This is a genomic window from Pannonibacter anstelovis (assembly GCF_036881715.1).
Taxonomy (GTDB): Bacteria; Pseudomonadota; Alphaproteobacteria; order Rhizobiales; family Stappiaceae; genus Pannonibacter; species Pannonibacter anstelovis.
In genome coordinates, this window is record NZ_JBAKBF010000007.1 from 208,994 (window position 1) to 234,795 (window position 25,802).

Consider the following 25,802-nt stretch of genomic DNA (forward strand, 5'->3'; position numbering starts at 1 on the left):
TGAACCGGAATATGGAACGCCCGGTGCTGGCGGGCCCATTGCGGGCTTGCAAGCGCCGGGCGTTTCGCGCATATGCGGCCGGGCAGGGAGTGCAAATGGCATCATGACGCAGCAAGACAGCACCACGGATGGCCGGATGGTGGAGGGGGTGCACGTCCTTCCTGTTCGCATCTATTACGAAGACACGGATTTCAGCGGGCTCGTTTATCACGGCTCGTATGTCCGGTTCTTCGAGCGCGGCCGGACGGAACTGCTGCGGGCCTGTGGTGTGCATCATGCGGCGCTCGCCGACGGCAGCCACGGGCAGCCGATTGTCTTCGCCGTGCGTGACATGACGATCCGCTTCGTGAAGCCCGCCCGTATCGACGATCTTCTTGAAGTCCGCACACGCCTCAGCGAAGCGCGCGGCGCCCGTCTGGTGCTGGAACAGGAAATCTGGTGCGGCGGTGCGCTGCTGGTTTCGGCTCAGGTCGTCGTTGCTGTGATCCTGGCTTCCGGCCGTCCGGTGCGCCTGCCGCCGGAGCTGGCAGCCAGGCTGCCGGTGCAACCGGATTAAGAAACACCACCAGGCTTTGCGCGGCTTTTCCGGAAGCTTTTTGAGGCTTTGGGATCAAATCAATTTGTGCGACGCAACGTCATTAACAGGGCAGTAACCTTAATCCTTTTGTTTAGGCGAGATTGCGCGCATTGCGCAGTCCCAGTTTTGCCAAATTCAGCGGTCAGGAAGACCGAAGGTCCGGGAGGAAACCCAAGCCGCCGGGACACAGCAGGTTTCCTGGCATGATTGTAACTCATGATATCAATTCCACGGGCAAGAGGTCCCTTTTAGATGAATGAAATCGCCCAGACGACCATGGCGGCCCCGCATGGCGACATGTCGTTCATTGGCCTGTTCTGGCAGGCTCACATCATCGTCAAGCTGGTGATGCTTGGACTGATTGCTGCATCTGTCTGGTGCTGGGCCATCATCGTCGACAAGGTGATGCTTTACACGCGCACCAAGCGCCAGATGACCCGGTTTGAGACTGTCTTCTGGTCAGGTCAGTCGCTCGAAGAGCTGTACAAGACCCTGTCGAGCCGCGCCAATCACTCCATGGCCGCCCTGTTTGTGGCTGCCATGCGGGAGTGGAAACGAAGTCATGAAGGCGCCAAGCCTGCCCTGGCGAGCCTCCAGCAGCGTATCGACCGCGTGATGGACGTGACGATTGCGCGTGAAACAGAGCGCCTGGAATCCCGCCTGCTTGTTCTGGCAACGGTTGGTTCGGCGGCGCCCTTCATCGGTCTGTTCGGTACGGTCTGGGGTATCATGACGGCCTTCCAGTCCATTGCCCAGTCCGAAAACACGTCGCTTGCCGTTGTGGCGCCGGGTATCGCCGAAGCGCTTTTCGCAACGGCGCTCGGCCTGCTTGCCGCAATTCCGGCGGTTATTGCCTATAACAAGCTGCAGACCGACGTGGCCAAGCTGTCGGCCCGCATGGAAGGTTTTGCGGACGAGTTCTCTGCCATCCTGTCCCGCCAGATTGACGAACGGACCTGACCCATGGGTATGAGTGTTGGAGCGGGCGGCGGTGGCGGAGGACGGCGCAGACGTGGTGGCCGCCGTGCAGCGCCTGTGAACGAAATCAACATCACGCCCTTCGTGGACGTGATGCTGGTGCTTCTGATCATCTTCATGGTTGCTGCGCCGCTGATGACCTCTGGAGTGCCGGTGGATCTGCCCGAAACGGCGGCCAAGCCCCTGCAGGGTGACAATGAGCCGATCACGATCTCTGTGACGGCGGATGGGAAGATCTTCATCCAGAACACGGAAATCGCGCTGGATGAGGTGGTGCCGAAACTGACTGCCATTGCCGAAAACGGCTATGAGGAGCGCATTTTCGTGAAGGGTGACCAGACGGCCGCCTATGGAACGATGATGCAGATCATGGGCCGCATCAACGCTGCCGGCTTCAAGCGTCTCGGCCTTGTGACTCTTGCAGAATAGGGAACCTGACGCATCATGCGCACAGGCTTGATCGTTTCCGTCTCGGGCCATATGGCTCTTGTGCTCTGGGGGCTTGTGTCGCTTCCGGGGGCGGAACCGTTTGACACCAAGCCGATGGAGTCCCTGCCGGTTGATCTGGTGCCGATCGGTGAATTCACTCAGTTGAACAAGGGTGAAAAGACCGCCGAGCTCAAGGAAAAGCCGAACGAGTCCACCGCCAAGGAAGCCAACAAAAAGGCTCCCGAGCCGGACAAGACGGCAGGGGAGGCGAAGGCTGAATTGCAGACGCCGCCGACGCCCCGGCCAACCAATCAGTCTGTTGCCGCACAGGAGGCTTCGGCGCCCCCGCCCACGCCTGAGCCTGCCCCGGTGAAGCCCGCACCGGTGAAACCGGCTGCAGAGCCTGCGCCGAAGGCCGAGCCGGAGCCGGTCAAGCAGGCGGTGGCAGAAGCTGCGCCCGCTGAGGAAGCGCCCAAGCCGCTCATGTCCGAGCCGGTGAAGGTGACGCCACGCTCCAAGCCGACGCCGCCGAAGCCGCAACAGCAGACGGCACAGCAGCAGCCGAAGAAGGAAGAGAAGTTCAATCCGAACGAGATCAGCGCACTGCTGAACAAGGTTGATCCCTCCGGCGGCGGCACCACAGGTGCCAAGGAAGCCGCCTCTCTCGGCAGCCGCACGGGCAACAACAACGTCAAGATGACGGTGTCGGAGCTGGATGCGCTGCGTGGCCAGATCGCAAAATGCTGGAACCCGCCGGTCGGTGCTGCAGGCGCTGCAGACCTGGCCGTGCGCCTGCAATTCAACCTGAGCTTGGCTGGCGAAGTTGAGGGCTCTCCCCGGGTGATCAATTCGAGCGGCAATCCTTCGTTCCGGGCGGCGTCCGACAGTGCCGTGCGCGCAGTCATGCGTTGCCAGCCCTATGCGCTGCCCGCTGAGAAATATGATGCCTGGCGCGAGGTCATCATCAACTTTGACCCAAGCCAGATGCTGGGGGGCTGAGAGATGAGGCGGCGAGGCGGTGCAAGGCATCCCGGGCGGGGCTTGTACCCGATGCAGATCGGGTTGCTGCTTTGTGCCGCTGCTGTGCCTCAGTTGGCGAAGGCGTCTGACGCCGAGGCCCTGACGGTGCAGGAAATCTCTGGCTTGCGTGAGGCGGTCCAGCGCTGCTGGATGCCGCCCCAACTGCAAGCTGGCGCCAGCGCTGAAGTGAAGGTGCGGATCAGATTAACGCCGTCCGGGGAACTGGATGGAACGCCGCAGATTTTAGAGGCGGCAGACGGTGAGGCCGGGCAGTTGTCCGCCCAAAGCGTCATCCGGGCTGCGCAGCGATGCGCGCCCTATTCGTTGCCAGAGGCCAAATACGAGGCCTGGCGTGAGATTGTCATCAATTTTGTCCATCAATGACGGACTGATGGACTTCAGGAAAAAACCGGAGCCTCGATGAAGATGAGAGCCTTCCAGATTAAACGGCGCCTAGCCTCGGCCCTGCGTGCGGCCCTGGCGGTCTGCACCATCTCGATGACTGGTGCGGCAATGATTTCACCGGCCAGCGCCCTGATCGAAATCGACATCACGCAGGGCACGATCGAGCCGATGCCGATTGCTCTGCCGGATTTCTCTCCTGAAGGCGGTGATGCCCAGCTTGCGCGTCAGCTGACGGAGGTCATCTCAAACAATCTGCGCCGTTCCGGCCTGTTCCGTCCTCTGGATCCGGCAAGTTTCATCGAAAAGAACGTAAGCGCTCAGACCACACCGCGTTTCGGTGACTGGCGCACCATCGGGGCGCAGGCGCTTGTTTCCGGCTCCGTTACCCGCCAGCCGGATGGGCGCCTGCGGGCCGAGTTCCGCTTGTGGGACGTGTTTGCCGGCGAGCAGATGCTGGGCCAGCAGTTCTTTACAACTCCGGAAAACTGGCGCCGCCTTGGCCACATCATTTCCGACGCCATCTACGAGCGGCTCACCGGCGAAAAGGGTTATTTCGATACCCGCATCGTCTTCGTCGACGAGAGCGGCCCTAAGCAGAAGCGTGTCAAGCGCCTGGCCATCATGGATCAGGACGGCGCCAATCTGCGGTATCTGACCCGCGGCGACGAACTGGTGCTGACGCCGCGCTTCTCGCCGACGACGCAGGAAATCACCTACATGTCCTACACCGGGACCGATCCGAGTGTTTTCCTGCTGAACATCGAAACCGGCCAGCGCGAGATCGTCGGCAATTTCCCCGGCATGACCTTTGCGCCGCGCTTCTCTCCGGATGGCCAGAGGGTGATCATGAGTCTGCAGCAGGGCGGCAATGCCAACATCTTCACGATGGACCTGCGTTCGCGCGCCACGACCCGTCTGACCAATACGCCTGCCATTGACACGAGCCCGTCCTTCTCGCCGGATGGCAGCCAGGTCGTGTTTGAATCCGACCGCGGCGGCACCCAGCAGCTTTATGTGATGGGGGCAGACGGCTCCAATCCGCAGCGTATCAGCTTTGGTCCGGGCCGCTACTCGACGCCGGTCTGGTCACCGCGCGGGGATCTGATTGCCTTCACCAAGCAGAACCAGGGCCGCTTCATGATCGGTGTCATGAAGCCGGATGGCAGCGGTGAGCGTATTCTGACGGAAGGCTACCATAATGAAGGTCCGGCCTGGGCGCCGAACGGCCGGGTGCTGACGTTCTTTCGTGACACGCCAGGCCCCAATGGCGGCCCGCAGGTCTGGACCGTGGATCTGACCGGCTATAACGAGCAGCGTATCACCACGCCTGCGTTTGGGTCTGATCCGGCCTGGTCGCCGCTGCTTGACTGATTGAAGCACTCTGCTGCCGCCTTTGGCGGCAGCTTGCCCGTGTGGATGAGCGGGAATCGCAGAAAATCGTGAGGTGCCGGGCTCTTTTCTGTATGATAGAGCTTGCCGCCAACCGGTTGTTAACCACTGTTGTATAGAATGCGTTCACCTTGCCGGAACCGGCAGGACGAGGAGTTATCGAATGTTGAATACGGCTATGATGGCGCGCGGTGCGCGCATGGCGGCTGTCATTGGTTTTGCGCTGACCTTGGCTGCCTGCTCCAACACCAATACCGACGGGCTTGATGGCAGCGCCAACGCCACCCCTGGCTCCAGCCAGGATTTTGTGGTCAATGTCGGCGATCGCGTGTTCTTCCTAAACGATCAGTCGACCCTGAGCGGTCAGGCGCAGGCGACCCTCGACAAGCAGGCTCAGTGGCTGAACAGCTACAGCCGCTACAGCATCACGATGGAAGGCCATGCTGATGAGCGCGGCACCCGCCAGTACAACATTGCACTGGGCGCCCGCCGTGCCAATGCGGCTCGTGACTACCTCGTTTCACGCGGCGTCTCGGCTTCGCGTATCCGCACCATTTCCTATGGCAAGGAGCGTCCGGTTGCTGTGTGTGACGACGAGAGCTGCTGGTCCCAGAACCGCCGCGCTGTGACCGTTCTGAACAGCGCTGGCAGCTGATTCAGACCTGACGCTGGCGATATTTTGACAGGCGCGAGGGCTTCCTTCGCGCCTGTTTTTATTTGAACTGGTGGTTGAAATGTCTTTCGGTCAAATTTTGGCCGAAGTCAGCGCGCCCTGTGCTATCCATCGGATGCCAAGAAGGCAGACCGGAGGTAAAGCATGGTGAAATGGAAGACGCTTCTCGCGGCCCTAGCCGCCGTTTGCATGATGGCATCGGCCGTGCCGTCCGCAAATGCGCAGCTTTTCGGCGGTGGTGGCGGTAACGATGCGCAGGTGCGCCTCAACGAAGTGGAAGACCAGATGCGCCGCCTGAATGGACAGGTGGAACAGCTGAGCTATCAGCTGCGTGAGTTGCAGGATCAGCTGCGCCGGATGCAGGAAGACAACGAATACCGTTTCCAGCAGCTGGAAGGCGCGCCGAAGCAGCCGGGCAAGCGTTCTGATGCAGGTCCTGCCGCGCCGGCGCAGCAGGCGAACAACAATGCAGCAACTGCGGGTGCCGGTCTGGCACCCGCAGAGGGCACCCTTGGGCAGATGACTGACGGCAGCAATGCGGACGCTGGTTCGGGAGATGCCGAATTTGCGGCTGGCGGCGGGTATCAGGGCGGTGCGGCGTCCGGCAGCGGTCCGCTGGATCTGTCGGCGCTGGCGCGTGGCCAGTTTGGCCAGCCCCAGCAGCTGCCTGTCTCCCCCGGTGGCACGCCTCCGGGTGTTAACAGCGGTGCAAACCAGCTCCCCGGGCAGCCTGCTGGCCAGATTGCCAGTCTGGGCATGACGGGTGACCCCAGAACCGACTATGACAACGCCTACAATTTTGCGCTTCAGGGCGACTATGTATCCGCCGAGCAGGGTTTCCGCTCCTTCCTTGAGGCATATCCGCAGAGCGACCAAGTGCCCAGTGCGCAGTACTGGCTGGGAGAAAGCCTTTATGGTCAAGGTGATTTCCGCGGTGCTGCGGACGCTTTCCTGAAGACCTATACCGAGCACCCGAAGAACACGAAGGCGCCGGACAGTCTGCTGAAACTCGGCCTTTCCCTCAAGGGCCTCGGCGAGACGGGCGCGGCCTGCGCGACCTTTGCCGAGCTTCTGACGAAATATCCCAATGCGGCGAAGGCGGTGCGTGATCAGGCCCGCGCCGAACAGCAGCGTGCCCGCTGCTCCTGATTTTTCCAGCGCATTTCCGGTCTCAGATGACGAGGCCGCGCGTCTTCTGGCTCCTCTCGAGCGGTTTTCGTCGCTCGCGCTGGCTGTCTCAGGGGGAGGGGATTCGCTCGCCCTTCTGCATCTCACCGCCGGCTGGGCCCGCGCGCGGCATTCCGCCGGGCTGCCTGTGCCACGCTTGCAGGTTTTGACAGTTGACCACGGGTTGCGCCAGGAGGCTGCATCCGAGGCCCGGTTTGTCCTGCAGCAGGCTGAAGCCCTGCAGCTTCCCGCTAGAATTCTCACCTGGAACCCGCCGGAGGGCCTTGCCAATCTGCAGGCCGAAGCACGCATGGCCCGCTACCGGCTGATGGCCGATGCGATGGATCTGGACGGCGTTGAGGCTCTGGTGCTGGCGCATCATCTTGACGACCAGATCGAAACATTCTTCGACCGGCTGACACGCGGCAGCGGTGTCTATGGACTGGCTGCGATGGCGGCAGATCAGCCCGGCGGCCCCTTCGGGCTGCGCCTTCTGCGGCCTTTCCTGGCGGTGCCCGCTGTGCGCCTCAAGGCATCCCTTGCTGCCCGAGGGCTTGCCTGGGTGGAGGACCCGTCCAACAGCAATCCCGCCTACAAGCGGGTGCGCCTGCGCCAGCTTCAGGCCGGGCTGCTGATTGAAGGGCTTGATCCGTCGCGTATCAGTTCCACAATCCGGCGGATGGCGCGGGCCGCGCAGGCCATTGATGCGGCGGCAGATGCTCTGCTGAAGGATGCCTGCGCCGGTGATGTGCCCGACTTTGCCCGTTTCGACCTTGCACGCCTGACACCGCTGCCCGAAGAGGTGCGCCTGAGGTTTCTGGCCCGGCTGGCGCAGCATATAGGGGGCAGTCTCCATCCGCCCCGGCTGGACCGCCTTGAGGCGCTGGATGCGCGCCTTCTTGCCGGAGGCCCCTTGAGGGTGACGCTGGCGGGCGCGGTCCTTGACCTTTCTGCAGGCGGACGCATGCGGCTGTGGCCGGAGCCGGGGCGCTCCTTGCCGGCTGCGGTGGAGATCCAGCCGGGTCAATGTCTCTATTGGGACGGGCGCTACCGCATCTGCGTCAGGCCGGACATGGGCGGGAGCCTCATGATCGCCCCTGTGGCGCGGCTGCGGCAAGATGAAGCGCTGCGGGAGAATGTCCGCACCCTTGCAAGAGCGAGTGGCTTTCCCGTCGCAGCCTTCGCCCGCCTTCCGGCCATCACGCGTCTTCAAGATGGCTTCAAAAGCGGCCTGGCTTGCCTTGCATGGACTCTGCCACGGGAGCCCGGACTTGTCCTGCGGCGCACCGGAGACCGGGTAATTCCGGCGGAACTGGCGGATAATTGACGTTCTGTGCAAAGAGTGCGGGGCGGAGCGTCATTGCACCTGCAGGCAACATGCCCTAAGGGAGGCTGATGTTGCTGAAAACCAGCGCGGGCTTAATAAAAAAGTGAGCTGATCCGCGCAACACTGCGGCTACTCCTTGGCAGGGGCATTATGCCGACCTATCTTGTGGGACAGTAGCCGGCAACCCCTCGACGTTGATGGACGCCTGATGGCGGACAAGGGATCGAAATGAACGCAAATTTCCGCAATCTTGCCCTCTGGGTGATCATCGCGCTCCTGCTGATCGCGTTGTTCCAGTTGTTTCAGGGCTCTTCCCAGAGAACAGCGTCCAACGACATTCCGTTCTCGCAGTTCCTGAACCAGGCAGATCAGGGTGAGATTCGTGATGTGACGATCCAGGATCAGCTGATCACCGGTAACTTCACAAATGGCGGTCAGTTCCAGACCTATGCGCCGAACGGCACCCAGTATGTGGACGAACTGCGCAACAAGGGCGTGCTGATCAAGGCCCGCCCGCCTTCAGAGAATTTCTCGCTGGCCGGTGCGCTGATTTCCTGGCTGCCGATGATCATCATTCTCGGCGTCTGGATCTTCCTCATGCGCCAGATGCAGGGTGGTGCCGGCGGCAAGGCGATGGGCTTTGGCAAGTCCAAGGCCAAGCTGCTGACCGAAGCCCATGGCCGCGTCACCTTTGATGACGTTGCCGGCATCGATGAAGCCAAGGAAGACCTCCAGGAAATCGTAGAGTTCCTGCGCGATCCGCAGAAGTTTCAGCGTCTCGGCGGCCGCATTCCGCGCGGTGTGCTGCTCGTCGGCCCTCCGGGCACCGGCAAGACCCTGACCGCCCGTGCGGTGGCAGGTGAGGCCAATGTGCCGTTCTTCACCATCTCCGGCTCGGACTTCGTCGAGATGTTCGTCGGTGTGGGTGCATCCCGCGTGCGCGACATGTTCGAGCAGGCGAAGAAGAATGCTCCGTGCATCATCTTCATCGACGAAATTGACGCGGTGGGCCGTCATCGCGGCGCCGGACTCGGCGGCGGCAATGACGAGCGCGAGCAGACGCTGAACCAGCTCCTCGTTGAGATGGACGGTTTCGAGCCGAACGAAGGCATCATCATCATCGCCGCGACCAACCGTCCGGACGTTCTCGACCCGGCGCTGCTGCGCCCGGGCCGTTTCGACCGCCAGATCGTCGTGCCGAACCCGGATGTCACTGGCCGCGAGAAGATCCTCAAGGTGCACATGCGCAAGGTGCCGCTGGCGCCGGATGTGGACGTGAAGGTTCTTGCCCGTGGCACCCCCGGCTTCTCCGGTGCGGATCTGATGAACCTTGTCAACGAAGCTGCTCTGCTGGCCGCCCGCCGCTCCAAGCGTCTCGTCACCATGGCGGAGTTCGAAGATGCCAAGGACAAGGTCATGATGGGCGCCGAGCGCCGCACGCTGGTGATGACCGAAGAGGAAAAGCGCTGCACCGCCTATCATGAGGCTGGCCATGCCCTTGTCGCGCTGAGTGTGCCGAAGGCCCATCCGGTCCACAAGGCAACCATCATCCCGCGCGGCCGTGCCCTCGGCATGGTGATGCAGCTGCCCGAGCGTGACGAAATCTCCATGAGCTACACCCAGATGACCTCGCGCCTTGCGATCATCATGGGCGGCCGCGTGGCGGAGGAGCTGATCTTCGGTCTCGAGAACGTCACTTCCGGTGCATCGTCCGACATTCAGCAGGCGACACGTCTTGCCCGCGCGATGGTCACCCAGTGGGGTTACTCCGACAAACTCGGCAAGGTGGCCTATGGTGACAACCAGGAAGAGGTGTTCCTCGGCCACTCCGTCGCACGTCAGCAGAACGTGTCGGAGGAAACCGCCCGCATCATTGACGCGGAAGTGCGCCGGTTTGTGGAGGACGGCTTCAATGAGGCCCGCCGCATTCTGACCGAGCGTGCGGATGATCTTGAAACGCTGGCCAAGGGGCTGATCGAATACGAGACCCTTTCGGGCGAAGAGATCAAGAACCTGCTTGCAGGCAAGCCGCCTGTTCGTGACGAAGATGATGACCAGCCCGTCGGCCGCAGTTCCGCTGTTCCGTCAGCCGGAGCCAAGCGCGGCGGAGAGGGCGGTGCGCCCTCAGGCATGGAGCCGCAACCACTCGCCTGAGCTGCAATTCCTTCTTGATAACCTCACGCCCGGTCTTTACAGGCCGGGCGTTTTTCATCGTAACAGTCGATCACAAATTTTGACCGGCCTTCTGCGGCGGAACGCTGTATGAGGGACGCACAAGACCAATCGCAAAGGCAGTGATTCACCCATGCGCAAGTATTTCGGAACCGACGGCATTCGCGGCAAGGCGAACACCCATCCGATGACGGCGGAAGTGGCACTCAAGGTCGCCATGGCGGCGGGCCTCATGTTCCGCAATGGCCATCACCGCAGCCGTGTCGTGATCGGCAAGGATACGCGTCTGTCCGGCTACATGCTGGAAAATGCCATGGTGGCGGGCTTTACGTCCGTTGGCCTCGAAGTGTTCCTGCTCGGACCGATGCCCACGCCGGCTGTTGCCATGCTGACGCGCTCGCTGCGTGCAGATCTCGGCGTCATGATTTCGGCGTCGCATAATCCCTTTGCCGACAATGGCATCAAGTTCTTCGGGCCGGACGGTTTCAAGCTGAGTGATGAGATCGAGCTGGAAATCGAGCGTCTCGTGGACAGTGACCTGACCCCGCGCCTGGCCAGCGCCGACCAGCTGGGCCGGGCCAAGCGCATTGACGGCGTGCACGACCGCTATATTGAATTCGCCAAGCGCACTCTGCCACGCGACATGAGCCTGGAAGGCCTGCGCATCGTTGTCGATTGCGCCAATGGCGCGGCCTACAAGGTGGCGCCTGCCGTGTTGTGGGAACTGGGCGCGGAAGTCATCTCCATCGGCGTCAATCCGGACGGCTACAACATCAACCAGGACTGCGGCTCCACCTCCACTGACGCGCTGGCGCGCAAGGTGCATGAAGTACGGGCCGATATCGGCATTGCCCTGGATGGTGACGCCGACCGGGTGATCATCGTGGATGAGCGTGGCCAGGTGGTCGATGGCGACCAGCTGATGGCCACCGTTGCCGAAAGCTGGCATACGGCAGGCAAGCTCTCGGGCCCCGGCATTGTGGCGACGGTCATGTCCAACCTTGGACTGGAGCGTTTCCTTGGAGCACGCGGGCTGGAACTGGCCCGCACCAAGGTGGGCGACCGCTATGTGGTCGAGCATATGCGCGCTCACGGTTTCAACGTGGGCGGCGAGCAGTCTGGCCATCTGGTCCTGTCCGACTTTGCCACGACTGGCGACGGCCTGATCGCAGCCCTGCAAATCCTCGCCTGTGTGCGCGAGCAGGACCGCCCGGTCTCGGAAGTCTGCTCCAAATTCGTGCCGGTTCCGCAGGTGCTGAAGAACGTGCGCTACAAGAGCGGCAAGCCGCTGGAGAGTGACGTGGTCAAGTCGGCCATTGATGCGGGGCGGGAGCGTCTTGGCAGCAGCGGCCGCCTTGTCATACGCCCGTCCGGGACCGAGCCGCTGATCCGTGTCATGGCGGAAGGCGATGATGCCTCGCTCGTCAATGACGTGGTGGATGAGATCGCTGGCGTCGTTGCGCGTTCGGCGGCCTGAACTCCAAGCTTTGCCGCATTCAGGCGCTTCTGATGCCGCCTGTCATGCCTGGAAAGGCCCAGGCGTTGCACTTGCCTGATCATTCCGCGATGAAGCAAGCTCATCGCGGAATGGCAAAAGCACAAGGCATCTGCCAGCGAGGCAGATGCCTTTTTTATTAAGGAATTCTTAAGGCAGCTGCTCTTGTTTACCTTGGGTTAAGGTAAAAAATGCTGGTAAAGAAACACGGTTAAGTACCCTTTAAATCTTTTGCCCTAAAACGAAGACATGTTCCAAAGCGCGCCTCGCAGCCTGGCTGATGCGGGCGCTTGTTTCAAAGGACGAGGACATGGGCAGCGTTTTCAAGCAGTTGTCTTTGGCGAGCTGTGCGATCTTCATCTCGCAGGCAGCACTGGCCGCGGATCTGGCGATGGACCTGCCGGCTCCGGTGATTGAGCATATCCCGGAAGTGCCTGCCGCCGGAGGCTGGTACCTGCGCGGCGATATCGGCTACAAGATTTATCAGGCACCGAAGGGCAGCTTCAGTGATCCCGTGATCGGTGACCTGCGCTTCAGCCCCAACGAGATGAACGATACGATGGTCATCGGTGTGGGTGTTGGTTACAAGTTCAACGACTATCTGCGCTCGGACCTGACATTCGATTACGAGCCCTCGGCGAAATACACAGGCTACGCCCCCTGCAACCTCTGCACCGGCTCGGATTCGTCGCGCGAGACATCCAATATTGACGTCTGGACGCTGATGCTGAACGGCTACCTGGATGTGGGCACCTGGAACGGCTTCACCCCTTACGTGGGCGCAGGTGTTGGCGCAGCTTACGTCAATGTGAAAGACACGAAGTCCTTCAACCCGAACGGCGTGACCACGTCCTATGACGGGTCGAGCGGCAAGTGGAACTTCGCCTGGGCCCTGATGGCCGGTACGTCCTATGCGGTGACCCCGAACTGGGACATTGACCTTGGCTACCGCTACAAGAACCTGGGTGAGGCCCGTTCGGTTCAACTGTACAACGTCGGCACGGGTCAGAGCCGGATCAAGTACAAGGATCTGGCCGCTCACGAGATCCGGCTCGGCGTGCGCTACAACTTCGATACGGCTGGCCCGGTCAACCGCCCGATGATCTATTCGGGCGACGCGATCTCTGCCCGCTATTGATCCTCGTCCCCGCGGATCATGTCTGGGGCCGGTGCCACAAGCACCGGCCTTTTGCTTTGCCGCACTGCAAAGCCCCATCCAGCTTGACCGCTCCACTGGAAGGGCATATCCATTTCAGTGGGACACTCCTCCCCAACGAGGAGCGCCTATCTGAGAGGATAGCATATGACAGCGACTGCAAAGCCGGCACAGCGCCCGGCAAATCCCCATTTTTCGTCTGGTCCTTGTGCCAAGCGCCCCGGCTGGTCTGCCGCCGCGCTGGACGTGAAGTCCCTTGGCCGCTCCCATCGCGCCAAGATCGGCAAGACCCGTCTTGAACTCGCCATCGACAAGACCCGTGAGGTCCTTGAGGTGCCGGCAGACTACCGCATCGGTATCGTTCCGGCCTCGGACACGGGTGCAGTCGAGATGGCCCTGTGGTCGCTGCTCGGCGCGCGCGGTGTTGACATGCTCGCCTGGGAAAGCTTCGGCTCCACCTGGGTGACCGATGTGGTCAAGCAGCTGAAGCTGGATGCCCGCACCATCGAAGCCCCTTATGGCGAGCTGCCGGACCTTGGCAGCGTCGATTTCAGCCGCGACGTGGTCTTCACCTGGAACGGCACCACCTCGGGCGTGCGCGTGCCGGATGCCAACTGGATCCCGGCAGACCGGGAAGGCCTCGTGATTTGCGATGCCACCTCCGCCGCCTTTGCGCAGGATCTGGATTTCGCCAAGCTCGACGTCGTCACCTTCTCCTGGCAGAAGGCGCTTGGCGGTGAAGGTGCCCATGGCATGCTGATCCTCAGCCCGCGCGCCGTTGCCCGGCTGGAGAGCTACACCCCGGCATGGCCGCTGCCGAAGATCTTCCGCCTGACCTCCAAGGGCAAGCTGATCGAAGGCATCTTCAAGGGCGAGACGATCAACACCCCGTCCATGCTCTGCGTCGAGGACTATATCGACGCGCTGGAATGGGCATCCTCCATCGGCGGCCTGAAGGCCCTGATCGGCCGCGCCGACACCAGCGCCGGGCACATTGCCCGCTGGGTGGAAGAGACCTCGTGGGTGGACTTCCTCGCCGTTGATCCGGCCACTCGCTCCAACACCTCCGTCTGTCTGAAGATCGTTGATCCGGACGTGACGGCGCTGGATGATGCGGGGCAGGCAGCCTTCGCCAAGGCCATGGCTTCGGCTCTCGAAGCCGAAGGTGTTGCCTATGACATCGGCTCTTACCGCGATGCCCCGACGGGCTTCCGCATCTGGTGCGGTGCGACGGTGGATCCGGACAGCGTTGCGGCGCTTCTGCCCTGGCTCGACTGGGCCTTTGCAGCCCAGAAGGCCCGCCTGCAGGCAGCTGCCTGATGCAGCGGCCCGGTGATCTCCAAGTCTCCGGGCCTTGCACTTCACCCAAATCCTGCGCCCGTGTGAGGCGCCTGCTGTGGTCCGGCACCTGGACCGCAGACGGTGCAGCCTTGCCCGAGGCGCCCTGAAGACAGGAGAGTTTCATGGCTCCCAGAGTGCTCATTTCGGATCAGCTGTCGGAAGCAGCCATCCAGATTTTCAAGAACCGCGGCATCGACGTGGATTTCCGCCCGGAGCTGGGCAAGGACAAGGACGCACTGCTTGCCGTCATTGGCGAGTATGACGGACTTGCCATCCGCTCGGCCACCAAGGTCACCGAAAAGGTGATTGCCGCCGCCACGCGGCTGAAGGTGATCGGCCGTGCGGGCATCGGTGTCGACAATGTCGATATCCCGGCCGCCACCGCCAAGGGCATCATCGTGATGAACACGCCCTTCGGCAACGCCATCACCACGGCCGAACATGCCATTGCGATGATGTTCTCGCTGGCCCGGCAGATCCCGGCAGCCGATGCCTCGACGCAGGCCGGCAAGTGGGAGAAGTCCCGCTTCATGGGTGTGGAAATCACCGGCAAGACGCTCGGCCTCATCGGCTGCGGCAATATCGGGTCCATCGTCGCCGACCGGGCCATCGGCCTGAAGATGAAGGTTCTGGCATTCGACCCGTTCCTCTCCGCAGAGCGGGCAAGGGATCTGGGTGTTGAAAAGGTCGAGCTGGACGGGCTGCTGGCACGGGCCGATTTCATCACCCTGCACACGCCGCTGACGGACAAGACCCGCAACATCATCTCCGCCGATGCGCTTATGAAGACGAAGCGTGGCGTCTACATCATCAACTGCGCCCGTGGCGGGCTGGTCGATGAAGTGGCGCTGCGGGCGGCACTCGATACGGGCCATGTGGCCGGTGCCGGGTTTGACGTGTTCGTCGAGGAACCGGCCAAGGAAAACGTGCTCTTCGGTGCGCCGAACATGGTCTGCACCCCGCATCTGGGCGCTTCGACTGAAGAGGCGCAGGAAAACGTTGCCCTGCAGGTGGCCGAGCAGATCTCGGACTATCTGATGAGCGGTGCGGTCATCAACGCGCTGAACATGCCGTCGATCTCGGCGGAAGAAGCACCGCGCCTGACACCCTTCGTGCGGCTTGCGGAGCAGTTGGGTTCCTTTGCGGGCCAGCTGACCGAAACCGGCATCCGCAAGATCCGCATCGAATACGAAGGCACGATTGCCGATATGAACACCCGCGCCCTGACAGCTGCGGCCCTGACCGGTGTGCTGACGCCGGTGCTGCAGACCGTCAACATGGTGTCGGCCCCTGTCATTGCCCGTGAGCGTGACATTCAGGTGGAAGAGGTGCGGCGCGGCCAGATGGGGGCTTACGAGACCTACATGCGCCTGACCATCGTCACGGACCGGCAGGAGCGCTCCGTGGCAGGCACCGTGTTTGCCGATGGCAAGCCGCGTATCATTCAGGTGAAGGGCATCAACATGGAAGCCAGCTTCGGCCCCTACATGCTCTACATCACCAATGAGGACAAGCCGGGCTTCATCGGCAAGTTCGGCAGCCTTCTGGGTGAGGCAGGCATTAACATCGCTACCTTCAACCTTGGCCGCACCGGGCCGGGAGGCGATGCGATTGCGCTGCTGGAGGTGGACGGCGAGGTGCCTGCCGCCACACTGACGGCCATCGAATCGCTGCCGCTGGTGAAACAGGCCAAGGCGCTGAAGTTCTAAAAACGGTATGATGAGCGGCATCCGGCAGGGTGCCGCTCTTTTATTTCACCGGCGCAGCAGCTTCAGCACCCGCCCGTCAAGCAGCACGAGGCCGCAAAGCAGGATGCCCAGTCCGGCGAATTGCACCGGATAAAGCCGCTCGCCGAGCAGCAGGTGCCCGAAGCCGAGGGCGCAGACAGGGACCAGCAGGGTCACCGTCGAGGTGTTGGTTGCTCCTGCTTCACCCAGAAGCCGGAAGAAGATCATGTAGCCAAGCGCCGTGGCGAGCACGGCGAGCGCCAGCACATTGCTCCAGACCAGCAGGCTGACATCCGCCGGTGACCAGCTTCCCACGGAAAAGAGCGCAAGCGGCAGCATCAGCACGGTGGAACCGGTAATCTGGCCCGTAGCTGTCACCAGCGGCGGCGTGCCCTTGAAGCGGCGGCCGAAAGCGCCTGCGCAGCCGTAGGAGAGGGCGGCGCCCAGACAGGCGGCCTGCGCCCAAAGCGGATCCGAGCTGAGACCGGCAAGGCTGGAGGACAGCATCAGCACCACGCCCGACAAGCCCAGCAATACGCCAGCGATGCGGTTGGCCGTCACCGGTTCCTGATGCAGCACCACGGCGGCGATCAGGAAGGTGAAGATCGGCGTTGTGGCATTGAGGATCGAAGCAAGGCCTGCTGCGATGCCCGTCTGGCCCCAGAAAATCAGGGAGAAGGGAATCGCATTGTTGAGCAGGCCCATGACAAGGAAGCTTGCCAACATCTTCGGATCACGGGGAAACCGGTGCGGAGTAAGGCGCAGCACCACATGCAGCACGCTGGCCGCAATCAGAACCCTGAGGAACACCAGCATCAGCGGCGGAATTTCGGCAACCGCCACCTTGGCAAAGAGGAACGAGCCGCCCCAAAGGGCACTGAGGAAAAACAGCAGCAGCCAGGCGGCTAATGACATGATTGTGTCCGGATGTTTGAGGCGGGGCCTGCGCCTTCGGGAGAGTGCGAGCTGTATCACCTGACGGGATTGCAGCGCCACCCGGAATGCGAGGCTTCCGTCCGTCAATTTCTTCCGTTTCGGGCTCGCAACTCTTGGCGGAAGTGGCTATAGTCCGCGCGTTTGCCCCGGCCATGTACCGGGGTTTTGTGTGCTGGTGCCCGGAAAAAGCGGCCCCGGCAGATGGTTCCTTTTGAGAAGGGTATGGCACCCATGGCCAATGTTGTTGTCGTCGGTTCGCAATGGGGCGATGAAGGCAAGGGCAAGATCGTCGACTGGCTCTCTGAGCAGGCTGACGTAATTGTCCGTTTCCAGGGCGGGCATAATGCCGGCCATACGCTCGTGATCGATGGCGTCAGCTACAAGCTGTCCCTGCTGCCCTCCGGCGTCGTGCGCCCGGGCAAGCTGTCGGTGATCGGCAATGGCGTGGTGCTGGACCCGCATGCGCTGGTGTCGGAAATCGGCCGTCTGCGCGATCAGGGCGTGACCGTGAACCCGGAAACCCTGCGCATTGCCGAAAACGCGACGCTGATCCTGTCGCTGCACCGCGAGCTGGATGCGCTGCGCGAGAACTCCAGCACCGGTACGCGCATCGGCACGACGGGCCGCGGCATTGGACCGGCCTATGAGGACAAGGTGGGCCGCCGGTCCATCCGTCTGATGGACCTTGCCAATCTGGAGACGCTGCCGGCCAAGATCGACCGGCTGCTGGCGCACCACAATCCGCTGCGCCGGGGTCTCGGTGAGAGTGAGATTTCCGCGCAGGCCATCTTCGAGGAACTGTCCTCGGTGGCTGGCACCGTGCTGCCCTACATGGATTCGGTATGGAAGCTGCTTGATGGCCAGCGCCGTGAAGGCAAGCGCCTGCTGTTTGAAGGTGCGCAGGGTGCGCTGCTCGACATCGACCACGGCACCTATCCGTTTGTGACCTCGTCCAACACGGTTGCCGGTCAGGCTGCCACCGGTTCTGGCCTTGGCCCCAATGCGGTCGGCTATGTGCTGGGCATCACCAAGGCCTACACCACCCGCGTGGGCGAAGGCCCGTTCCCGACCGAGCAGCAGAACGAAGTCGGCGAATTCCTTGGCACGCGTGGCCATGAGTTCGGCACCGTCACGGGCCGTAAGCGCCGTTGCGGCTGGTTCGACGCGGTTCTGGTGCGCCAGACTGTCTGCACCTCCGGCATTACCGGCATCGCGCTGACCAAGCTGGATGTTCTGGACGGACTGGAAGAGCTGAAGATCTGTGTCGGCTACGAGCTGGACGGCAAGCGGATCGACTACCTGCCGGCCTCCCAGGGGGCGCAGGCACGTGTGGTGCCGATCTATGAAACCCTGCCGGGCTGGCAGGAATCCACCAAGGGCGCCCGCAGCTGGGCTGATCTTCCGGCGCAGGCGGTGAAATATGTCCGGCATGTGGAGGAACTGATCGGCGCACCGGTGGCGCTGCTTTCCACCAGCCCGGAGCGTGACGACACCATCCTGGTGCAGAATCCGTTCCAGGACTGACGTGAAATTTATCGGGCGGAATGCTCCCCATTCCGCCCGAAAGTCATGTAAAAACCTGATTGCGCATCCTATCTTTGCCGAACACCTCTTGCGCCCGCCGGTGTTGAGCCTACAAATGGGATGGCATGAATACGGAGCTTCCGGTGCGCCGGGTTCAGGCTGGCACCCCTCACGAGCGAGCCAATGGCTGATTACTATTCGATTTTGAAGAAAACGATTGCGTCACTGCCGGAGAACAACGGTTCTGCGCGCCGCAACGTCTACAGCCGCGCCCGAAACGCGATTGTCAGTCAGCTCAAGGCCTATGAGCCGCCGCTTTCCCCGTCCGAAATCACGGCCGAACAACTGCGCCTTGAGGAAGCCATCCGCAAGGTTGAGGCCGAGGCGGCGCGTGAAACGCTGATGGCAACGCGCCCGGCGCCCGCAGCGCCTGCGCCCATGGCCCCTCCTGCGGGCGCCATCGCTCCGGCTGCGCCCCGCGCCGAGCCCTATCCGCCGTCTTCTCCTTCGCCGCGCGGGCCGCTTGGCTCTACCGTGCAGGAGGCCGAAAGGCTTGGGGATGCGTCGTCAAGCGCGGTGCAGACCGCCCGCGATGCCTTCCGCAACGAGAGCGCTCCGGCGGATCCGGCTGGCGAGCGCAGCGAGCCGCGCGTGGAGCCTGCCTTCGATGCGGCGCCTGCAAAGCCGTCCGCTGAGCCGGCTGCTCCTGCACCATCTTCCTACGCCATTCCCACACCAAGCCCTCGTCCAGCGCCTGCGAGCGAGAGCTTGCGCCCGGATCCTTCCGCACCGGTGTCAGCCAGTGCAGGAGGCAAGAGCGCTGCGGCCGATGAACCGCGCAAGGTCCGGACCCGTGCACCGCGCCGTGCTGCAAAGTCTGGCAACTCGCCCTTCATGTCCTACGTGTTCCTGGGCGGTTTTGTGCTGGTGCTGATTGGCATCGGCGCTTTCATCTATTCACAGCGCTCGCTGATCGCGGGGATCTTTTCCTCCAGCGAAGAAACAGCGGCAACGACTGCTCCGGCCCCCGAGACGCCGGTCCCCGCAGGTGAGACGGCTGCAAATGAAGAAAACAGCGGCAAGAATACCGACCGTCTGCTGACAGATACGGGAGAGCCTGCAGTCGCCCCTGATGCGCGCACCGTGACGACGACCCTCATCACGCCTTCCGCGCCGCCGCAGGATACGCCTGCTGCCGTGCCTGAGGCAGCTGCCCCGCCGGCCAGTACGGCTCCTGCCCAGACTGTAGAAACGCCGGGTGCCATCGTTGCGCAGAAGGCTTTCCTTTATGAGGAGGGTGAAGATGCCAGCGGCTCGGGCACCGCTTCTGCGGGCAATGTGGCCTGGTCGGTTTCTGAGGAAACTGGTACCGGCGGGCAGACAGAGACTGTGCTCGTGGCTCAGGCTCAGATTCCGGACCGGAACATCAATGTGACGCTGCGAATCAAGCCGAACACAGATAGCTCGCTGCCCGCCAGCCATCTGGTCGAAATCCAGTTCCAGCTTCCTGAAGGCTTCTCCGGCGGTGATGTTTCCAATGTGCCGGGCCTTGTGATGAAGCCGACAGAAGAAGCGCGCGGAGATGCGCTCCTGGGCGCATCGGTAAAGGTCGCTCCGGGTTATTTCTGGATCGCACTGTCGAGTGTTGACAGCGAGCGCGACCGTAACCTTGCCCTGATGCGTGAGCGCGGCTGGATCGATGTTCCGATGCTCTACGAAAACGGCAAGCGTGCCATCTTCACCATCGAGAAGGGCACACCTGGTGCCCGTGCTCTGGAACAGGCGATTGAGGCCTGGCAGAAGGGCTAGGGCGTCACATAACGCGAACCCGAAAAGCAACCGGCAAGGCCCCGGCATCTTATCAAGATGTGCGGGGCCTTCTGCTTTCATGGCGTGCTGGCAAGTTTTGCTTGCCAAGGCGCCATTCAGGCGGCATGTTTCGGGTTGGTCCGAGGGGTGCTCCGACGTGAGCTGAGATGGCGCAAAGCCGAACCCTTAGAACCTGATCCGGGTCATGCCGGCGAAGGGACGGAAACCTTTAGCCATATCCCGGATCTCCAATGTCTTGACCGGCTTGCCGGTGGCGGGAGATCCTTCTGTGTCGATAGAACTTCTTTCGGGAAGGCAACCCCTTCCATCTGCGAGCCCCGTCCGGAATGCCTTTCCGGCCCGTGCAGCTTCTCTCCTGCGCAGCATTGCGCCAGGTGTCGCGGTCAGCGTGTCTCTGCTGCTGATCTGGGATCTGGCGGTGCGGCTCCTCGAAATCCCGCCCTACATGCTGCCCGGTCCGCTGAAAGTGCTGGAGGCCTTCCAGCGCCAGAGCGGCTTTCTACTGTATCACGCCAGCATCACCTTGAGTGAAACCCTGCTGGGCTTTGTCTTCGGCATTGCCGCCGGGGTCATGCTGGCCTTCGTCATGTGGCTGTCGCCGCTGGCACGGCGCGGGCTTCTGCCGGTCGTTCTGGTGACACAGGCGCTGCCGGTCTTCGCCATTGCTCCCATTCTGGTGCTTTGGCTCGGCTTCGGCCTTGCCTCCAAGATCGTGATGGCGGTGCTGGTCATCTTCTTTGCCGTCACCTCGACGTTCTTTGACGGTCTCCGGCGGATGGATCAGGGCCTGGTGGACCTGGCGCTGCTTTACCGCGTCAACCGCTGGCAGGAACTGCGTTACTTCCGCTTGCCGTCAGCCATGCCCGCGCTCGCGTCCGGCGTCCGGATCGCAGCGGTCTTCGCTCCCATCGGTGCCATTGTTGGCGAATGGGTTGGGGCCAAGGGCGGGCTTGCCTTCATCATGCTGCAGAGCAATGCCCGGATGCAGACGGACACCATGTTTGCCGCTCTCGCCTTGCTTGCCGCAATGGTTCTGGTCCTGCGCTTCGTCGTCGAGCGCCTGACCCGCCGCATGGTGCCCTGGCAGCGCGAGGACTGATCCCCGCGCACGCATCTGCCGGTCAGGCTGTGGCTGGACCGGCTCAAACTTCATCCAACACCTGTCTACTGGGAGACCCGCATGAAACGCATTCTCGCGCTGTCGCTGGCCGCTGTTCTGGCCGCTGCTTCACCCGCTGCGGCGGCAGACAAGCTGACCGTTCTGCTCGACTGGTTCGTCAATCCGGATCACGCGCCGCTGGTGGTCGCCAAGCAGAAGGGTTTCTTCGAGGCTGAAGGGCTTGATGTGGAGCTGATCGAACCGGCTGATCCGGCCATGCCGCCGAAGCTGGTGGCGGCCGGCCAGGGGGATATCGCCGTTTCCTACCAGCCGACGCTCCATGCTCAGATCAGCGAAGGCATGCCGCTGAAGTGGATCGGCACGCTGGTGGAGACGCCGCTGAACACGCTGATCGTGCTGGAGGATGGCCCCATCAAGACGCTGGCGGACCTCAAGGGCAAAAAGATCGGCTTCTCCGTCTCCGGCTTCGAGGATGCCATGCTCGGCCAGATGCTGCGCTCGCAGGGGCTGTCGATTGAGGACGTGGAGCTGATCAATGTCAATTTCGCCCTGTCGCCGTCTCTGATGGCGGGGCAGGTGGATGCGGTGATCGGCGGCTACCGCAATTTCGAGCTGACCCAGATCGAGCTGGAGGGCAAGAAGGGCAAGGCCTTCTATCCGGAAGAGAATGGCGTGCCGATCTTTGACGAGCTGATCTACGTGGCAGCAAAGGACAAGACCGGCGACCCGCGCTATGTCCGCTTCCTGGCTGCGGTGGAGAAGGCGACGGTCTATCTGACCAACCATCCGGAAGAGGCGTGGCAGGCCTTCATTGCGGCCTATCCGAACCTTGATGACGAGCTGAACCGCCGCGCCTGGGGCGACACGCTGCCACGCTTCGCCAAGCGCCCGGCGGCACTTGATGCCGGCCGCTATCAGCGCTTTGCCGAATTTCTGCATGAAAACAAGCTGATCACCAGCGTACCGCCGGTGGAGGACTATACGGCGGAGTTGCGGTGATAGGTGAAAGGGGGCCCTGCGGGATTTTCGCCGGGCCTTCTACCCTTGCGGGGCCGTCCCGGCCTTGAGCCGGGACCTGTTAGGAGGCTCGTCCCTTTATCGAGCCTTCCGGTGCTGACGGGCCCCCTTGGAGTTGATCAAGCAACGCAAGGGCTTGCCCGCCTTGCGGAGTGAATCTCATTGAGTGTTGGTTACGCCGGGGCCTCCTGACGGGCCCCGGCACAAGGCCGGGGCGGCGCGGGGTGTGGATCTGGCGGCATTGACCGGTTTGCACTCGTCAAACCTTCCTGCATCTCACGCCATCTCTGCCTCAAGCCTCTCCAGCCGTTCGGCCAGCCGGTCATAAAAGGCTTCGAGTTCCGGCGGTGCAGCCTCACGGCAGGCGGCGAGGGCTGCTGCGGCTTCTCCGGCTTTGCCTTTGTCCAGCGCATCCATCAGTGCCATGTGATGAAGTTCCAGCTTGCGGAAAGCGTCGCTGCGGCGCAGCTCCAGATCGCCTACAAGCGCGAAAAGCTTCACGGGCCGTGACTTGCCCTTGAGCGGAATGGCGCCTGCTTCCAGATAAGCGAAGTCCGGGGCCTTGATGCGGGTGTCTTCGGAGACAACCAGGTCTGCGCCGACGCTCTTGCAGCTCGACTCGATCCGGCTTGCAACGTTCACGGCATCGCCAATGACGGAATAGTTGAAGCGGCGTGAGGAGCCCATGTTGCCGACGCAGGCCTCGCCAGTGTTGAGGCCTATGCCGATCTGCACGGTCTGGGTCTTGAAATTGCGCGCCTTGAAGCCGAAGGCATCTTCCGCATTCAGCTGGTCCACCACGTCCAGCATCTTGAGGCTGGCTGCGCAGGCCATGGCGGCGTGGTTTTCCATCCGGACAGGTGCATTCCAGAAGGCCATGATGCTGTCACCGATATACTTATCGATGGTGCCGCCCTGCGCCTGAATGGCATCGCTGAGCGGCGACAGCAGCGTGTTGAGAAAATGCACCAGCTCGGTCGGTGTCAGCTGTTCGGAAATGGGGGTGAAGCCTCGCACATCCATGAAGAGGATGGTCATGGGCCTCAGCTCGCCGCCCAGAACCAGCTGGTCCGGCTGCTGCTCCAGCTGGCTGACAAGATCCGGCGAGAGATACTGGCTGAAGGCCTGGCGCACGAAGCGCTTCTCCCGGTCCGTCATCACATAGAGCATGGCTGTGCCGATGGCGAAAATGACGAAGGCGGTGATCGAGGGATAGAGCCCGTCGATCAGCAGGCCCTTCTGGACGAAAAGCAGGAGAGAGCCGCCGAACATCAGAACTGTCAGGCAAACAGCTGCCGCACCGGTGATGAGCCCTCCGGTGAGCGGCAGAAGCGCGACAAGGACGAGGCCGGCAAGCAGAACGGCGATGATTTCCGCACCCTCCGCCCAGTCCGGCCTGGAGAGGAAGTTGCCGGAGATGATCTGCTCTGCGGCCTGCGCGTGGATCGACACGCCCGGCACCTGCTCGCCAAGCGGCGTGGAGCGGATATCGAACAGGCCGGCGGCAGAGGTGCCGATGAAGATGATCTGGCCATCGACCAGCGGCTGCACCTTGGACCGTTTCTGCGGGTCGAGAAGGTCGGCGACCGAGACATAGCGCTCGGGCCGGTTCCAGTCGTAATAAACCCAGAACTCGCCGGTTTCCCTTACCGGAACCGAGAAGCTGCCCACTTTGATTCCGTTGAGCGCGCCGCCCCTGCCGGTTTCATCCGCCCGCGTGATCAGCCCGGTTGCCCCTTGCGCCACGCGAAGGGCCTCAACCGCCAGGCTGGGGAAGACTTCGTTCCCGTCCGTTACCAGCAGCGGAATGCGGCGGACGATGCCGCCGGTGTCTTCTGCGCTCAGGGACACGCTGCCGACGCCGCTCGCAGCCTCCTGCAGGGAGAGAATGGCGCCGAGAGCCGAGGCGTAAGGCGCGAGCAGGCCGGCGGGGGAGGGGCCCACATGGGCCATGCCGGCCTTCAGTTGCGGCTGCTGCGGGGTAGCGGAAGGCAGGATCGCGAAGCCCAGGATAGAGGGGGCCTCTGCAAGGGCTTGCGCGAAGAGCTCATCCGTATCCGGCAGCGACTTCAGCGCGGCCTTCAGATCCGGCGAGGCGGCAATGGAGCTTTCCGGCAGGCTGAGCGCCAGCTGCCGCGGTGATGACCGGTCGGCTTCGGCAAAGATCACGTCGAAGGCGATGGCAGCGGCACCCATGCTGTTGAGCGTGTTGACGATCTCCGCCATCCGGTCGCGCGGCCAGGGCCACTGGCCGTAGAGCGCTAGAGAGGCATCGTCGATATCCACCACCCGCACCGGGCTGTCCTGGTAACCGCGCGGTGCCAGCCGCTGGTAATAATCGAAGCTCAGCTCACGCACCGCCTGCAGGAACGGCGGATCAATGGCACGGATGCCTGCGAGACCGGCCAATGCCGCCAGCGTGACGAACGCGACCCGCGCCCGCTTGCCCATAAAGTGCCCAAACCCCACGCTTCTGCAGCCTCCGCCCCTTGCGGCGCGTTCAGCCGCAGTCTGCCACGTTAGAAAAGCAAAAAACGGGACGCAAGTGCGCGTCCCGTTTCATCAAATGCCATTGATGCTGGAAACAGATCAGGCCAGAACCGCCGTCTCCATCTCGCGGGCGCTCTTCTGCACCGCTTTCTGCACCTTTTCAAAGGCGCGCACCTCGATCTGGCGCACGCGCTCGCGGCTGACGCCAAATTCGGTGGAGAGATCCTCCAGGGTCATCGGATCTTCCGACAGGCGGCGGGCCTCGAAAATGCGGCGCTCGCGGTCATTGAGCACCGACATGGCATTGCCCAGCAGCTTGCGGCGCATGTCCAGTTCTTCCTGGTCGGCAAGGATCGTTTCCTGGCTTTCGCTTTCATCCACCAGCCAGTCCTGCCATTCGCCGGAATCGGCCTCGGCAGCCCGGATCGGGGCGTTCAGCGAGGCATCACCGGCAAGGCGGCGGTTCATGGAGATCACGTCTTCTTCCGGCACGCCGAGCTTTGTGGCGATGGCCTGCACCTGATCCGGCTTCAGATCGCCTTCTTCCAGTGCCTGAATGCGGCCCTTGAGGCGGCGCAGATTGAAGAACAGGCGCTTCTGATTGGCGGTAGTGCCCATCTTCACCAGCGACCATGAGCGCAGGATATACTCCTGGATCGCGGCCTTGATCCACCACATGGCATAGGTTGCGAGGCGGAAGCCCTTCTCGGGCTCGAAGCGCTTAACGGCCTGCATCAGGCCAACGTTGCCTTCCGACACCACTTCGCCGAGCGGCAGGCCATAGCCACGGTAGCCCATGGCAATCTTGGCGACGAGACGCAGGTGCGAGGTCACGAGTCTTTCGGCAGCAGCAGGATCTTCATGCTCGCGGTAGCGCTTGGCGAGCATGTATTCTTCCTGCGGTTCCAGCATGGGGAAACGGCGGATTTCGTCGAGATAGCGGCTGAGGCCACCTTCGCCTGCCGTCAGCACCGGAATGTTCTGGGCCATGAAATGCGCCCCCTTTCCTAAAACCTTCTGCGTTCCCCT

21 protein-coding genes and 1 riboswitch are annotated in these 25,802 nt (G+C 62.4%); of the genes, 18 read left to right on the forward strand and 3 right to left on the reverse strand.

Annotation, left to right across the window (positions count from 1 at the left end; all coding sequences use genetic code 11):
• Window positions 1-103: 103 nt before the first annotated feature.
• From ybgC to serA, 14 genes are all read left to right on the forward strand, one after another.
• A complete protein-coding gene (gene ybgC, locus V6L75_RS12950; protein WP_334251916.1) occupies window positions 104-556 on the forward strand; it encodes a tol-pal system-associated acyl-CoA thioesterase in 453 nt (150 codons plus the stop codon).
• A gap of 273 nt (window positions 557-829) precedes the next feature.
• Window positions 830-1,537, forward strand: coding sequence for a protein TolQ (tolQ, locus tag V6L75_RS12955; RefSeq protein ID WP_334251918.1), 708 nt, complete (start codon window positions 830-832; stop codon window positions 1,535-1,537).
• Between the two features lie 3 nt (window positions 1,538-1,540).
• The gene (gene tolR / locus V6L75_RS12960) at window positions 1,541-1,984 is read left to right on the forward strand and encodes a protein TolR (protein WP_334251919.1); all 444 of its coding nucleotides are present in this window, start codon (window positions 1,541-1,543) and stop codon (window positions 1,982-1,984) included.
• Window positions 1,985-1,999: 15 nt separating this feature from the next.
• Window positions 2,000-2,983: an energy transducer TonB family protein gene (locus V6L75_RS12965; RefSeq protein ID WP_334251920.1), complete on the forward strand. Its 984-nt coding sequence runs from the start codon at window positions 2,000-2,002 to the stop codon at window positions 2,981-2,983.
• Window positions 2,984-3,034: 51 nt separating this feature from the next.
• Window positions 3,035-3,388 carry a hypothetical protein gene (locus V6L75_RS12970; RefSeq protein WP_334251921.1) on the forward strand — a complete coding sequence of 118 codons (354 nt, stop codon included), beginning with the start codon at window positions 3,035-3,037 and terminating at the stop codon, window positions 3,386-3,388.
• A gap of 36 nt (window positions 3,389-3,424) precedes the next feature.
• Window positions 3,425-4,780, forward strand: coding sequence for a Tol-Pal system beta propeller repeat protein TolB (tolB, locus tag V6L75_RS12975; protein WP_425498724.1), 1,356 nt, complete (start codon window positions 3,425-3,427; stop codon window positions 4,778-4,780).
• A gap of 181 nt (window positions 4,781-4,961) precedes the next feature.
• Complete coding sequence (gene pal, locus V6L75_RS12980) at window positions 4,962-5,453, forward strand: peptidoglycan-associated lipoprotein Pal (RefSeq protein ID WP_334251922.1); 492 nt, start codon at window positions 4,962-4,964, stop codon at window positions 5,451-5,453.
• Window positions 5,454-5,615: 162 nt separating this feature from the next.
• Entirely contained in the window at window positions 5,616-6,620 is a 1,005-nt protein-coding gene (gene ybgF / locus V6L75_RS12985; RefSeq protein ID WP_334251923.1) for a tol-pal system protein YbgF, read from the forward strand.
• Window positions 6,559-7,965, forward strand: a complete 1,407-nt coding sequence (tilS, locus tag V6L75_RS12990) for a tRNA lysidine(34) synthetase TilS (RefSeq protein WP_334251924.1) — start codon at window positions 6,559-6,561, stop codon at window positions 7,963-7,965. Before ybgF ends, tilS begins: the two co-directional genes overlap by 62 nt.
• Window positions 7,966-8,193: 228 nt before the next feature.
• Window positions 8,194-10,119, forward strand: coding sequence for an ATP-dependent zinc metalloprotease FtsH (ftsH, locus tag V6L75_RS12995; RefSeq protein ID WP_334251925.1), 1,926 nt, complete (start codon window positions 8,194-8,196; stop codon window positions 10,117-10,119).
• A gap of 151 nt (window positions 10,120-10,270) precedes the next feature.
• Window positions 10,271-11,614 (forward strand): phosphoglucosamine mutase, encoded by a 1,344-nt coding sequence (gene glmM, locus V6L75_RS13000; protein ID WP_334251926.1) that lies wholly within the window; start codon window positions 10,271-10,273, stop codon window positions 11,612-11,614.
• Between the two features lie 328 nt (window positions 11,615-11,942).
• Window positions 11,943-12,770 (forward strand): outer membrane protein, encoded by an 828-nt coding sequence (locus tag V6L75_RS13005; RefSeq protein WP_334251927.1) that lies wholly within the window; start codon window positions 11,943-11,945, stop codon window positions 12,768-12,770.
• A 165-nt stretch (window positions 12,771-12,935) separates the two neighbouring features.
• Window positions 12,936-14,108, forward strand: coding sequence for a phosphoserine transaminase (locus V6L75_RS13010; RefSeq protein WP_334251928.1), 1,173 nt, complete (start codon window positions 12,936-12,938; stop codon window positions 14,106-14,108).
• Window positions 14,109-14,251: 143 nt separating this feature from the next.
• Window positions 14,252-15,838, forward strand: coding sequence for a phosphoglycerate dehydrogenase (serA, locus tag V6L75_RS13015; protein ID WP_334251929.1), 1,587 nt, complete (start codon window positions 14,252-14,254; stop codon window positions 15,836-15,838).
• 45 nt (window positions 15,839-15,883) lie between these two features.
• On the opposite strand, the gene V6L75_RS13020 is transcribed toward serA, so the two are convergent.
• The gene (locus V6L75_RS13020; RefSeq protein WP_334251930.1) at window positions 15,884-16,771 is read right to left on the reverse strand and encodes a DMT family transporter; all 888 of its coding nucleotides are present in this window, start codon (window positions 16,769-16,771) and stop codon (window positions 15,884-15,886) included.
• Between the two features lie 252 nt (window positions 16,772-17,023).
• Here V6L75_RS13020 and V6L75_RS13025 point away from each other — a divergent pair, with 252 nt between their 5' ends.
• The 4 genes from V6L75_RS13025 to V6L75_RS13040 all read left to right on the forward strand — a co-directional run bounded on the left by V6L75_RS13025 (window position 17,024) and on the right by V6L75_RS13040 (window position 22,265).
• Complete coding sequence (locus V6L75_RS13025; RefSeq protein ID WP_058898796.1) at window positions 17,024-18,316, forward strand: adenylosuccinate synthase; 1,293 nt, start codon at window positions 17,024-17,026, stop codon at window positions 18,314-18,316.
• A gap of 183 nt (window positions 18,317-18,499) precedes the next feature.
• Window positions 18,500-20,125 (forward strand): hypothetical protein, encoded by a 1,626-nt coding sequence (locus V6L75_RS13030; RefSeq protein ID WP_334251931.1) that lies wholly within the window; start codon window positions 18,500-18,502, stop codon window positions 20,123-20,125.
• 133 nt (window positions 20,126-20,258) lie between these two features.
• A riboswitch (TPP riboswitch) is annotated at window positions 20,259-20,362 on the forward strand.
• A gap of 229 nt (window positions 20,363-20,591) precedes the next feature.
• Window positions 20,592-21,245 (forward strand): ABC transporter permease, encoded by a 654-nt coding sequence (locus tag V6L75_RS13035; protein WP_081626025.1) that lies wholly within the window; start codon window positions 20,592-20,594, stop codon window positions 21,243-21,245.
• A gap of 81 nt (window positions 21,246-21,326) precedes the next feature.
• Entirely contained in the window at window positions 21,327-22,265 is a 939-nt protein-coding gene (locus V6L75_RS13040; protein ID WP_334251933.1) for an ABC transporter substrate-binding protein, read from the forward strand.
• Window positions 22,266-22,559: 294 nt separating this feature from the next.
• On the opposite strand, the gene V6L75_RS13045 is transcribed toward V6L75_RS13040, so the two are convergent.
• Window positions 22,560-24,752, reverse strand: a complete 2,193-nt coding sequence (locus V6L75_RS13045; RefSeq protein WP_334251934.1) for a CHASE2 domain-containing protein — start codon at window positions 24,750-24,752, stop codon at window positions 22,560-22,562.
• Between the two features lie 120 nt (window positions 24,753-24,872).
• Window positions 24,873-25,763, reverse strand: coding sequence for an RNA polymerase sigma factor RpoH (rpoH, locus tag V6L75_RS13050; protein ID WP_334251935.1), 891 nt, complete (start codon window positions 25,761-25,763; stop codon window positions 24,873-24,875).
• Between the last annotated feature and the right edge of the window lie 39 nt (window positions 25,764-25,802).

What these genes read in the sequence shown, in the direction of transcription:
- ybgC (WP_334251916.1), top strand. Translation starts at nt 104, where the DNA reads ATGACGCAGCAAGACAGCACCACGGATGGCCGGATGGTGGAGGGGGTG.
- tolQ (WP_334251918.1), top strand. Translation starts at nt 830, where the DNA reads ATGAATGAAATCGCCCAGACGACCATGGCGGCCCCGCATGGCGACATG.
- tolR (WP_334251919.1), top strand. Translation starts at nt 1,541, where the DNA reads ATGGGTATGAGTGTTGGAGCGGGCGGCGGTGGCGGAGGACGGCGCAGA.
- V6L75_RS12965 (WP_334251920.1), top strand. Translation starts at nt 2,000, where the DNA reads ATGCGCACAGGCTTGATCGTTTCCGTCTCGGGCCATATGGCTCTTGTG.
- V6L75_RS12970 (WP_334251921.1), top strand. Translation starts at nt 3,035, where the DNA reads ATGCAGATCGGGTTGCTGCTTTGTGCCGCTGCTGTGCCTCAGTTGGCG.
- tolB (WP_425498724.1), top strand. Translation starts at nt 3,425, where the DNA reads ATGAAGATGAGAGCCTTCCAGATTAAACGGCGCCTAGCCTCGGCCCTG.
- pal (WP_334251922.1), top strand. Translation starts at nt 4,962, where the DNA reads ATGTTGAATACGGCTATGATGGCGCGCGGTGCGCGCATGGCGGCTGTC.
- ybgF (WP_334251923.1), top strand. Translation starts at nt 5,616, where the DNA reads ATGGTGAAATGGAAGACGCTTCTCGCGGCCCTAGCCGCCGTTTGCATG.
- tilS (WP_334251924.1), top strand. Translation starts at nt 6,559, where the DNA reads ATGCGGCGAAGGCGGTGCGTGATCAGGCCCGCGCCGAACAGCAGCGTG.
- ftsH (WP_334251925.1), top strand. Translation starts at nt 8,194, where the DNA reads ATGAACGCAAATTTCCGCAATCTTGCCCTCTGGGTGATCATCGCGCTC.
- glmM (WP_334251926.1), top strand. Translation starts at nt 10,271, where the DNA reads ATGCGCAAGTATTTCGGAACCGACGGCATTCGCGGCAAGGCGAACACC.
- V6L75_RS13005 (WP_334251927.1), top strand. Translation starts at nt 11,943, where the DNA reads ATGGGCAGCGTTTTCAAGCAGTTGTCTTTGGCGAGCTGTGCGATCTTC.
- V6L75_RS13010 (WP_334251928.1), top strand. Translation starts at nt 12,936, where the DNA reads ATGACAGCGACTGCAAAGCCGGCACAGCGCCCGGCAAATCCCCATTTT.
- serA (WP_334251929.1), top strand. Translation starts at nt 14,252, where the DNA reads ATGGCTCCCAGAGTGCTCATTTCGGATCAGCTGTCGGAAGCAGCCATC.
- V6L75_RS13020 (WP_334251930.1), bottom strand. Translation starts at nt 16,771, where the DNA reads ATGTCATTAGCCGCCTGGCTGCTGCTGTTTTTCCTCAGTGCCCTTTGG.
- V6L75_RS13025 (WP_058898796.1), top strand. Translation starts at nt 17,024, where the DNA reads ATGGCCAATGTTGTTGTCGTCGGTTCGCAATGGGGCGATGAAGGCAAG.
- V6L75_RS13030 (WP_334251931.1), top strand. Translation starts at nt 18,500, where the DNA reads ATGGCTGATTACTATTCGATTTTGAAGAAAACGATTGCGTCACTGCCG.
- V6L75_RS13035 (WP_081626025.1), top strand. Translation starts at nt 20,592, where the DNA reads ATGCTGCCCGGTCCGCTGAAAGTGCTGGAGGCCTTCCAGCGCCAGAGC.
- V6L75_RS13040 (WP_334251933.1), top strand. Translation starts at nt 21,327, where the DNA reads ATGAAACGCATTCTCGCGCTGTCGCTGGCCGCTGTTCTGGCCGCTGCT.
- rpoH (WP_334251935.1), bottom strand. Translation starts at nt 25,763, where the DNA reads ATGGCCCAGAACATTCCGGTGCTGACGGCAGGCGAAGGTGGCCTCAGC.